The organism is Corynebacterium sp. HMSC05E07 (assembly GCF_001807225.1).
GTDB lineage: Bacteria > Actinomycetota > Actinomycetes > Mycobacteriales > Mycobacteriaceae > Corynebacterium > Corynebacterium singulare.
Map to the genome: position 1 here is coordinate 34,586 of NZ_KV788233.1, position 8,901 is coordinate 43,486.

An 8,901-nucleotide genomic window follows, 5' to 3' on the forward strand; every position below is an offset into this window, starting at 1 on the left:
TAACCCGCTCGGGATAGCTTTACCTCTCGTGAGTTAATCGTGCTCGCCCCGGTGGGGCAGTGGACGGTTTCCTCGGACAATCATTCTCTTGTATCCGCACCGGAAAGGTTTCCCGTGATTCGCAACTTCAAGCGCACCGCCGCTATCTTCGGCCTTGTCGCCGCTACCTCCACCGCTCTCGTAGCCTGCAACGACTCCAACGACTCTGGTTCTGACAAAGCTGAGGGTGGCTCTGACGCCGCCGAGACCAAGGAAGTCTCCGGCGACCTCTCCGGCGAAGGCGCTTCTTCCCAGAAGTCCGCTATGTCCGTCTTTGAGAAGGCTTTCCTGGGTGAGTACCCGGATGCTAACTTCTCCTACACCTCCTCCGGTTCCGGCGCTGGTGTTAAGGCCTTCAACGGCGGCACCGTAGACTTCGCTGGCTCTGACTCCGCTCTGAAGGAGGACAAGGGTGAGGTCGAGGCTGCCAAGGAGCGTTGCGGCGGCAACGATGCATGGCACCTGCCGACCACCATCGGTCCGGTAGCTATCGCTTACAACCTGGGTGACACTGAGGTCAACCTCTCCACCGACACCCTGGCCAAGATCTTCAAGGGTGAGATCACCAAGTGGAACGACGACGCCATCAAGGCTGAGAACGAGGGCACCGACCTGCCGGAGAAGGACATCACCGTCATCTTCCGTTCCGACGAGTCCGGTACCTCCGACAACTTCCAGAAGTTCCTGAAGTCCGCTACCGGCAACTGGGACTCCGAGGGCAAGCAGTTCCCTGACGCTGTCGGCGAGGGCGCTAACGGTTCCTCCGGTGTTGCTGACCAGGTTGCTTCCATTGACGGTGCCATCACCTACGTTGAGGCTGGCTACGCACACCAGAAGGAAGCTGACGGCGTCAAGATCGCCAAGATCGACTTCGGTAACGGCCCGGTTGAGCTCTCCTCCGAGTCCGTCGGCGTTGCCCTGGACCACTTGGCCTTCAAGGAGACCGGCTCCGAGCACAACATGGTCGTTGATTCCGAGAAGCTCTTCGCTTCCGACGACGAGGGTGCTTACCCGCTCATCCTGACCACCTACAACATCGTCTGCTCCGCTGGCTACGATGAGGAGACCTCCGCTCTGGTGAAGGCCTTCTTCAACACCGTCCTGGACAACCAGAACCAGGAGCTCGAGGACGCTGGCTTCATCCCGGTTTCTGGCGACCACCTGGACCGCTTGAAGGCTGCTGTTGAGGCTATCCAGTAAGAGCGCTTAGCGCGTGATAGCTACCGCTGGGCGCACTGCCTAGCACCGCTTTCGCCCCCAATCCGCCCGTTACGAGCGCTTTGGGGGCGCTGGCATGTCACATATTTTTATTGCTTCCGTCGAAAAGGATTTCGTAGTCTCATGGCAGACAACAATCTCACTACGGCGTCGTCAGCCGAGGAGGACGTTATTGCTACGTCCCAGCCGGCAGTGTCGAAGAACGATGCCAACGTAGCAACCGAACCCGCAGTGAAGTCCGGCGTTAAGCGCCCGGGTGACCGCGTATTCGAGTTCCTGTCCACCGCGTCCGCGACGCTGATTACGGTGATGATCGCTGCCATCGCAGCCTTCCTGATCCTGCAGGCAGTGCCGTCCCTCGCCGTCAACGAGAACGGCCTGTGGGGCTTCTTCACCTACGGCGAGCGCTGGGAGACCACCAACACCGACGCCATGAAGTTCGGTATCCCGACGATGTTCGGGTCCACCGTCCTCATCTCCGTTGTGGCGCTCATCATCGCGATGCCGGTGGCACTTGGTATCGCCATCTTCCTGTCCAACTACGCACCGGCCAAGCTGGTCAAGCCGCTCGGCTTCCTGGTGGACATGCTCGCCGCTGTGCCGTCCATCGTGTACGGCCTTTGGGGCTGGCAGGTGCTTGGCCCGGCGCTGTCCGGCCTGTACACCTGGCTTCACTCTTGGGCTGGTGGTTTCTTCCTGTTCAAGGTCTACGACAACTCCCCGAACTTTGCGACTGGCCGCAACATCCTGACCGGTGGCATCGTGCTGGCCGTGATGATCCTCCCGATCATCGCCGCCACTGCCCGCGAGGTCTTCGTGCAGACCCCTCCCGGCCAGGTCGAGTCCGCGCTGGCGCTGGGCGCTACCCGCTGGGAAGTTATCCGCATGACCGTCCTGCCGTTCGGTATGTCCGGCTACATTGCCGGCTCCATGCTGGGTCTGGGCCGTGCGCTGGGTGAGACCATGGCTCTGTACATGGTCGTCTCCCCGCTGGTGGACTTCCGCTTCTCCCTGTTCGACGGTGGTACGACCTTCGCTACTGCCATCGCCCTGGCAGCCGCCGAGTTTGGTAATGAGATGCGCGCCGGTGCCTACATCGCCGCAGGCCTCATGCTGTTCCTGCTGACCTTCCTGGTCAACGCCATTGCCCGCTCCATCGTGAAGAGCAAGTAAGGAGGGACGAAGAATGACTACGACTACGACTACCAATTCCGTCCCGGCCTCCTCCGGCCCGACCTTCCTGGATATCTCCGCCGGCCGCAAGGCCACCAACAACGTCGCCACAGTGCTGGTGTGGGCGACGATGATCATCGCCATGATCCCGCTGCTGTGGGTTCTCTACGAGCTCATCGTCCGCGGCGCCGGTGCAGTCATCTCGCCGGAGTGGTGGACCAGCTCCCAGCGCGGCATTCTCGATACCGAGGCCGGCGGCGGTGCCGCCCACGCCATCATCGGTACCTTCGTGCAGACCATCATCGCCACCCTCATCTCCGTGCCGATTGGTATCTTCACCGCCATCTACCTGGTGGAGTACTCCAAGGGCGGCCTCCTGAGCCGTCTGACCACCTTCATGGTGGACATCCTCTCCGGTGTCCCGTCCATCGTTGCGGCGCTGTTTATCTTCGCCATGTGGATTACCATTTTTGGTTTCAAGCGCTCCGGCATGGCCGTGGCCCTGTCGCTGGTGCTGCTCATGATTCCGATTGTTGTCCGCAACACCGAGGAGATGCTCCGCGTGGTCCCGATGGACCTGCGTGAGGCTTCCTACGCTCTGGGCGTCCCCAAGTGGAAGACCATCGCCCGCATCGTTCTGCCGACTGCCCTGTCCGGCATCGTCACTGGCATCATGCTGGCCGTGGCCCGCATCATGGGTGAGTCCGCACCGGTCCTGGTGTTGGTCGGTTCCACGTCTTCCATCCACTGGGACCCGTTCAAGGGCGCACAGTCCTCCCTGCCGCTGATGATGCTGGACATGTACAAGTCCGGCGCACAGCCGGCCGTGCTGGACAAGCTGTGGGGTGCCGCGCTGACGCTGGTTATCCTTATCGCCGCCCTCAACATTGCCGCGCGCATCGTTTCGGCGAAGTTCTCGGTCAAGAAGTAACCGTAACCACTCTCTACTTACACACTAGGAGCATTACTCATGTCCAAGCTTGAGCTCAATGACGTGAACATCTACTACGGTGACTTCCACGCCGTACAGAACGTCAACATGCAGATCCCGGCGAAGGCCGTCACCGCGTTCATCGGTCCGTCCGGCTGCGGTAAGTCCACCGTGCTGCGCACCCTCAACCGCATGCACGAGGTCATTCCGGGTGCTTACGTGAAGGGCGAGATCCTTCTGGACGGCCAGGATATCTACGGTTCCAAGGTGGACCCGGTGTCTGTTCGCAACACCATCGGCATGGTCTTCCAGAAGGCTAACCCGTTCCCGACCATGTCCATTGAGGACAACGTCGTTGCCGGCTTGAAGCTCTCCGGCGAAAAGAACAAGAAGAAGCTGAAGGAAGTTGCTGAAAAGTCGCTGCGCGGCGCTAACCTCTGGGATGAGGTTAAGGACCGTCTGGACAAGCCAGGCGGCGGCCTTTCCGGTGGTCAGCAGCAGCGTCTGTGCATCGCTCGTGCGATTGCTGTGGAGCCGGAGGTTCTCCTCATGGACGAGCCGTGCTCCGCGCTCGACCCGATTTCTACCTTGGCCGTGGAGGACCTCATCCACGAGCTGAAGGAGAACTTCACCATCGTTATCGTGACCCACAACATGCAGCAGGCAGCTCGTGTGTCCGATAAGACTGGCTTCTTCTCCCTGGAGGCCACCGGCAAGCCGGGCCACCTCGTGGAGTTCGATGACACCACCAAGATCTTCGAGAACCCGTCCAAGAAGGACACCGAAGACTACATCTCCGGCCGCTTCGGCTAAGCCGCAGAGATTCTTTCCACCGCAACGGCCCCCTCCCGGACCTCAAAGGTCTAGGAGGGGGCCGTTGGGTCGTTGTGGCTTCGTTGTGGGCGGAACGCGCGATGCTGTGCGGCGTTTCCCAGGCTGAGCCGTGCGAACAACCTAGCGCTGTTAGCGGTGGAACTGGCGCTCGAGCTCAGCCATACGGGCCTCCATCTCTGCCTCGCGCTTTTCTTCATCACGCTTGTGCATGTAGCGCTCAGGATCCAAACCCGTGGCGAGGTAAATGATGCGGCCAGCAGCGGATGCGCAGTGGTCGGCGAAGCGCTCGTAGTAACGAGAAAGCTGCGACGTCTCGACTGCCTGGCGGACGGAGCCATTCCACTCACGCTGGGTCAACATGCGCAGCAGGTGGTGGTTGATGTCATCAACGGCGTCGTCGTCCTCGGTGAGATGCAGCGCGAGTTCCGGGTCGCGGGTGATAAGGAGCTCCTTGAGGCCCAAGGACATGTCCAGAACGAGGCGCGCGTACTCCTCGAAGAAACCCAAAATTTCCGTGGGAACGACGATCTCAGGGTGTCGGCGGCGTGCGCTCGTGGCAATGTGCTGGGCTAAGCGGCCCATGCGGTAGTAATCCTCCACGATGTAGATAGAGGAGATGACCTGGCGGAGATCTTTGGCCATGGGGTTCTCCAAGGCCAAGAGGGAGACCGCGCGGTCCTCGCAGCGTTCGCGCACTTCATCGAGGTCTTCGCGCAGTGAGAGGGCCTCCTCGGCTGGCTGGAGGGCGCCCTCAAGCAGGGCCTGGGAGGCTAGAGTCATCAATTTGTGGACAGTATCGCTCATGATGATCAGGTCATGGGCAAAGTTATCCAGCTGTTCACGGTAAGCGGCGCGCATGGCCTGTAGCCTAACTGATTTTTTGGTCTAGCGCTCGGTGAAGAACAATGCGGGGAGGGATGTGCAACTTTTGGTGACCCTCTATTAGCCGCCAGAGTGCATCAACTCTGCACCCTCGGGCACAGTCGCATCCTCCGGATCGTCGAGCCAGCCCTCAGGAAGGACTACCTTGGCGGGGGAGCCTTGGCGTCCACGGGCACCATCGGCGTCGTCGGCAAGCGCAGGGGAGTCGGACCACGGTGCGAGGAGTTCGCGCAGATCCTCAAGGGAATTAACGCGCGAAAGACCCGCCCGAACCTCGCCGCCGACAGGGAATCCACGCAGGTACCAGCCAATGTGCTTACGGATATCGCGGCTGGCCTGGCGCTCGCCCTCGTGCTGCGCCAAGAGCTCCGCGTGGCGGGTCATGATCCGGGTGACCTCGCCGAGCGTGGGCTCAGACGGGACTGGTTCGCCGCGCAGGTGTGCGGACAGCTCCGCGAACAGCCACGGCCTACCCAAACAGCCGCGCCCGACGACGACGCCGTCGCAGCCGGTCTGCGCCATCATGGCGTGGGCGTCGCTGGCCTTGAAGATATCGCCGTTGCCCAGCACCGGAATACCGGTATCGGCCAGGTGCTCCTTGAGGCGTGCAATCTCGTTCCAGTCAGCATGGCCGGAGTAGCGCTGTGCTGCGGTACGACCGTGGAGAGCGACTGCCGACGCCCCTTCCTCCACCGCAATGCGTCCCGCGTCAAGGTGTGTGTGGTGCTCATCGTCGATGCCCACGCGCATCTTCACCGTCACAGGGATATCGGTGCCCTCGGTAGCCTTAACCGCTGCTGCCACAATATTGCCGAAAAGGCGACGTTTATAAGGCAGGGCCGAGCCGCCACCGCGGCGTGTCACCTTAGGCACCGGGCAACCAAAGTTCATGTCAATGTGGTCCGCCAGATTTTCATCCACAATCATCTTCGCAGCCTTATAGGTGTACTCCGGATCCACGGTGTACAGCTGCAGGGAGCGCGGATTCTCCTGCGGATCGAAGGTGGTCATATGCATGGTTTTCGGGTTGCGCTCCACGAGCGCGCGGGCAGTAACCATTTCGCACACATAGAGTCCGGATACGGTTCCGGTTTTTTCGATCTCTTGCTCGCGGCACAGCACGCGAAAAGCCACGTTGGTCACGCCAGCCATGGGGGCGAGAACAACGGGGGAAGTGAGCTGAATTTTTCCGATCGCAAGAGTCACGCAGCTCATTGTGCGCGGTAGGAGGGTGGGGTGGCAAATTGGCGCGCGGCCACGATTGGCTCGGGCACAGTGTGGGAATCGGGGACAGAGAGGGGATGCACAGTTTTGCGAAGAGTGCGGTAAACTCTCCACACATTCGCTAATGTGGTGCATGTAACTAAGTGGATGGAGCCGTAACCTAGGCCCTTTCCGTACACAAAGGAGGATTTAATGTCTGAGAGAATCGCGTACGCGCCGTTTGAGAAGCTTGTTATGAGCGCTGACGAGGCTGCACAGTTTGTCAATCACGGTGACCGTGTGGGTATCTCCGGCTTTACCGGTGCCGGCTACCCCAAGGCCCTGCCCACCGCTATTGCTGAGAAGGCTAAGGCTGCTCACGAGGCTGGCGAGGAATTTAAGATTGATGTATTCTCCGGCGCCTCCACCGCTCCGGATTGCGATGGTGTGCTGGCAGAGGCCAACGCCATCCGCTTCCGTTCCCCGTACAACTCCGATCCGGCTCTGCGTAACCGCTTTAACGACGGCTCGGCCCTCTACCAGGACATCCACCTGTCCCACTCGGGCCAGCAGGTCGAAGAGGGCTTCTACGGTGATTTCCAGGTAGCGATCATTGAGGCCGTGCGCATCGATGAAAACGGCAACATCGTTCCGTCCTCCGCCGTGGGTAACAACCTTGAGTACATCGATGCAGCTGACAAGATCATCATCGAGGTCAACGAGTGGCAGTCCGAGAACCTCGAGGGCATGCACGACATTTACAAGATTGAAAAGCTGCCGAACCGTCAGCCGATTCCGATCACCAAGCCGGCCGATCGCGTAGGCACCACCTACATTGAGATTCCGGAAGAGAAGGTCGTGGCCGTTGTCAAGACCGACGCCCCAGACCGCAACGCACCGTTTAAGGCTCCGGACGAGATCTCCGAGAAGATCGCTGCAAACTTCATCGAGTTCCTTGAGGGCGAGGTTGCCGCTGGTCGCCTCGAATATGACAAGTTCATCATGCAGTCCGGCGTGGGTAACGTGCCGAACGCCGTGATGGCCGGCCTGCTGGACTCCAAGTTTGAGAACATTCAGGCGTACACCGAGGTTATCCAGGACGGCATGCTCGACCTTATTGACGCTGGCAAGATGACCGTCGCTTCCGCTACCTCCTTCGCGCTGTCCCCGGAGTACGCAGACAAGATGAACGCTGAGGCTGAGCGCTACGCCAAGCACATCATCCTGCGCCCGCAGCAGGTGTCCAACCACCCGGAGGTTATCCGCCGCGTGGGCCTGATTTCCTCCAACGGCATGATTGAGGGCGACATCTACGGCAACATCAACTCCACCAACGTCTCCGGCTCCCGCATCATGAACGGTACCGGTGGCTCCGGTGACTTCACCCGTAACGCGTACATCTCCACCTTCGTCTCCCCGTCGGTAGCTAAGGATGGTGCAATCTCCGCCATCGTTCCGTTCGTGTCCCACACCGACCACACTGAGCACGACACCATGGTCATCATCACCGAGTACGGTGTTGCCGACTTGCGTGGCCTGGCCCCGAAGGAGCGTGTGGAGAAGGTCATCGCCGTGGCTCACCCGGACTACCGTCCGCTGCTGGAGGAGTACTTCGAGCGTGCGAAGGAAAACAAGTTCCAGCACACCCCGCACGACCTGAAGACCGCCTTTGAATTCCAGGTGAACTTCATGGAGAAGGGTGACATGCGCGGTTAATAAGCGCGCTCTACCGTGGCCTTCACTGCTGAAGTGGGGGCCATTTCCTTTTCTTCAAGCCCACCGACTACTATGGAAGGGCGTTGGGCCTTTAGCTCAGTTGGTAGAGCTACGGACTTTTAATCCGCAGGTCGCGGGTTCGAGCCCCGCAGGGCCCACGGTGGAGCCGCCTTCGGGCGGCTCTTTCCAGTTTTACCGGTTAGCTCTTGACCAGCTTCCGAATGGCGCGCATAGCCTCCTCAAGCTTCTCTGCGGCCACATGCTCATCTTCGGCGGCAGCTCCGGCCACACAGTGCTCAATATGGTCCTCAAGGAGCGCGAGGGAGACGTTCTCGAGGGCAGAGGTTACCGCTGAGATTTGGGTGATGATGTCAATGCAGTACTGGTCTTCATCAATCATGCGATGAATACCGCGAGTCTGGCCTTCGATGCGCTTGAGGCGGGCCAAATATCTAGCCTTCTGCTCACTATCGGAGTTATAGCCATGCACACCGGGCTCGTGGCACGAGCAGGTTTCGCGCTGTTCAGCCATGGTTTTCTGCCTCTCTGTCGGGGCGATTTGGTCAACTGAGGATATCTCCAGTATATTTTTACGAAGTTGCCTGAACGGCAACGGGCCCCCATCGTCTAGCGGCCTAGGACACCGCCCTTTCACGGCGGCGGCACGGGTTCGAATCCCGTTGGGGGTACCAACACCTCTGTGTTGGTAGATATGTGAATATTTGGCCCTGTGGCGCAGTTGGTTAGCGCGCCGCCCTGTCACGGCGGAGGTCGCGGGTTCAAGTCCCGTCAGGGTCGCCATCGGCACGCCCCGAAGCATCGTTGTGTATGACGAGCTTCGGGGCGTGAGTCGTTTTCTGTTGTTCGACGATCTGGGCCTAAACGACAAAACGTGTTGTTTTCCG

The 8,901-nt window shown here is 60.1% G+C and carries 8 protein-coding genes and 3 tRNA genes; 8 read left to right on the forward strand and 3 right to left on the reverse strand.

All coding sequences use genetic code 11. The features are described 5' to 3' along the window. The first annotated feature begins 114 nt into the window (after positions 1–114). From pstS to pstB, 4 genes are all read left to right on the forward strand, one after another. Positions 115–1,239: a phosphate ABC transporter substrate-binding protein PstS gene (pstS, locus tag HMPREF3149_RS07155; protein WP_070537269.1), complete on the forward strand. Its 1,125-nt coding sequence runs from the start codon at positions 115–117 to the stop codon at positions 1,237–1,239. 141 nt (positions 1,240–1,380) lie between these two features. Then, entirely contained in the window at positions 1,381–2,430 is a 1,050-nt protein-coding gene (gene pstC / locus HMPREF3149_RS07160) for a phosphate ABC transporter permease subunit PstC (protein ID WP_070537270.1), read from the forward strand. A gap of 13 nt (positions 2,431–2,443) precedes the next feature. Beyond that, positions 2,444–3,361 carry a phosphate ABC transporter permease PstA gene (gene pstA / locus HMPREF3149_RS07165; protein ID WP_070537271.1) on the forward strand — a complete coding sequence of 306 codons (918 nt, stop codon included), beginning with the start codon at positions 2,444–2,446 and terminating at the stop codon, positions 3,359–3,361. A 39-nt stretch (positions 3,362–3,400) separates the two neighbouring features. Then, a complete protein-coding gene (gene pstB, locus HMPREF3149_RS07170; RefSeq protein ID WP_042532184.1) occupies positions 3,401–4,174 on the forward strand; it encodes a phosphate ABC transporter ATP-binding protein PstB in 774 nt (257 codons plus the stop codon). 150 nt (positions 4,175–4,324) lie between these two features. Here the strand turns inward: pstB and phoU are convergent, their stop codons facing one another. Next, on the reverse strand, positions 4,325–5,053 hold the full coding sequence (phoU, locus tag HMPREF3149_RS07175; protein ID WP_042532182.1) for a phosphate signaling complex protein PhoU: 729 nt from the start codon (positions 5,051–5,053) through the stop codon (positions 4,325–4,327). Between the two features lie 84 nt (positions 5,054–5,137). After that, positions 5,138–6,283, reverse strand: coding sequence for a tRNA dihydrouridine synthase DusB (gene dusB / locus HMPREF3149_RS07180; protein ID WP_042532179.1), 1,146 nt, complete (start codon positions 6,281–6,283; stop codon positions 5,138–5,140). Between the two features lie 210 nt (positions 6,284–6,493). On the opposite strand from dusB, the gene HMPREF3149_RS07185 reads away from it, so the two are divergent. Beyond that, on the forward strand, positions 6,494–7,996 hold the full coding sequence (locus HMPREF3149_RS07185; RefSeq protein WP_042532177.1) for an acetyl-CoA hydrolase/transferase family protein: 1,503 nt from the start codon (positions 6,494–6,496) through the stop codon (positions 7,994–7,996). Between the two features lie 85 nt (positions 7,997–8,081). After that, positions 8,082–8,154, forward strand: a tRNA-Lys gene (locus HMPREF3149_RS07190). Between the two features lie 41 nt (positions 8,155–8,195). Here the strand turns inward: HMPREF3149_RS07190 and HMPREF3149_RS07195 are convergent. Continuing rightward, a complete protein-coding gene (locus tag HMPREF3149_RS07195) occupies positions 8,196–8,528 on the reverse strand; it encodes a metal-sensitive transcriptional regulator (RefSeq protein WP_070537272.1) in 333 nt (110 codons plus the stop codon). An 84-nt stretch (positions 8,529–8,612) separates the two neighbouring features. Between HMPREF3149_RS07195 and HMPREF3149_RS07200 the strand changes: the two genes are divergently transcribed. Both HMPREF3149_RS07200 and HMPREF3149_RS07205 read left to right on the forward strand, forming a co-directional pair. Continuing rightward, a tRNA-Glu gene (locus tag HMPREF3149_RS07200) sits at positions 8,613–8,688 on the forward strand. Positions 8,689–8,720: 32 nt separating this feature from the next. Continuing rightward, positions 8,721–8,797: transfer RNA gene (locus HMPREF3149_RS07205), tRNA-Asp, on the forward strand. Positions 8,798–8,901 lie beyond the last annotated feature (104 nt).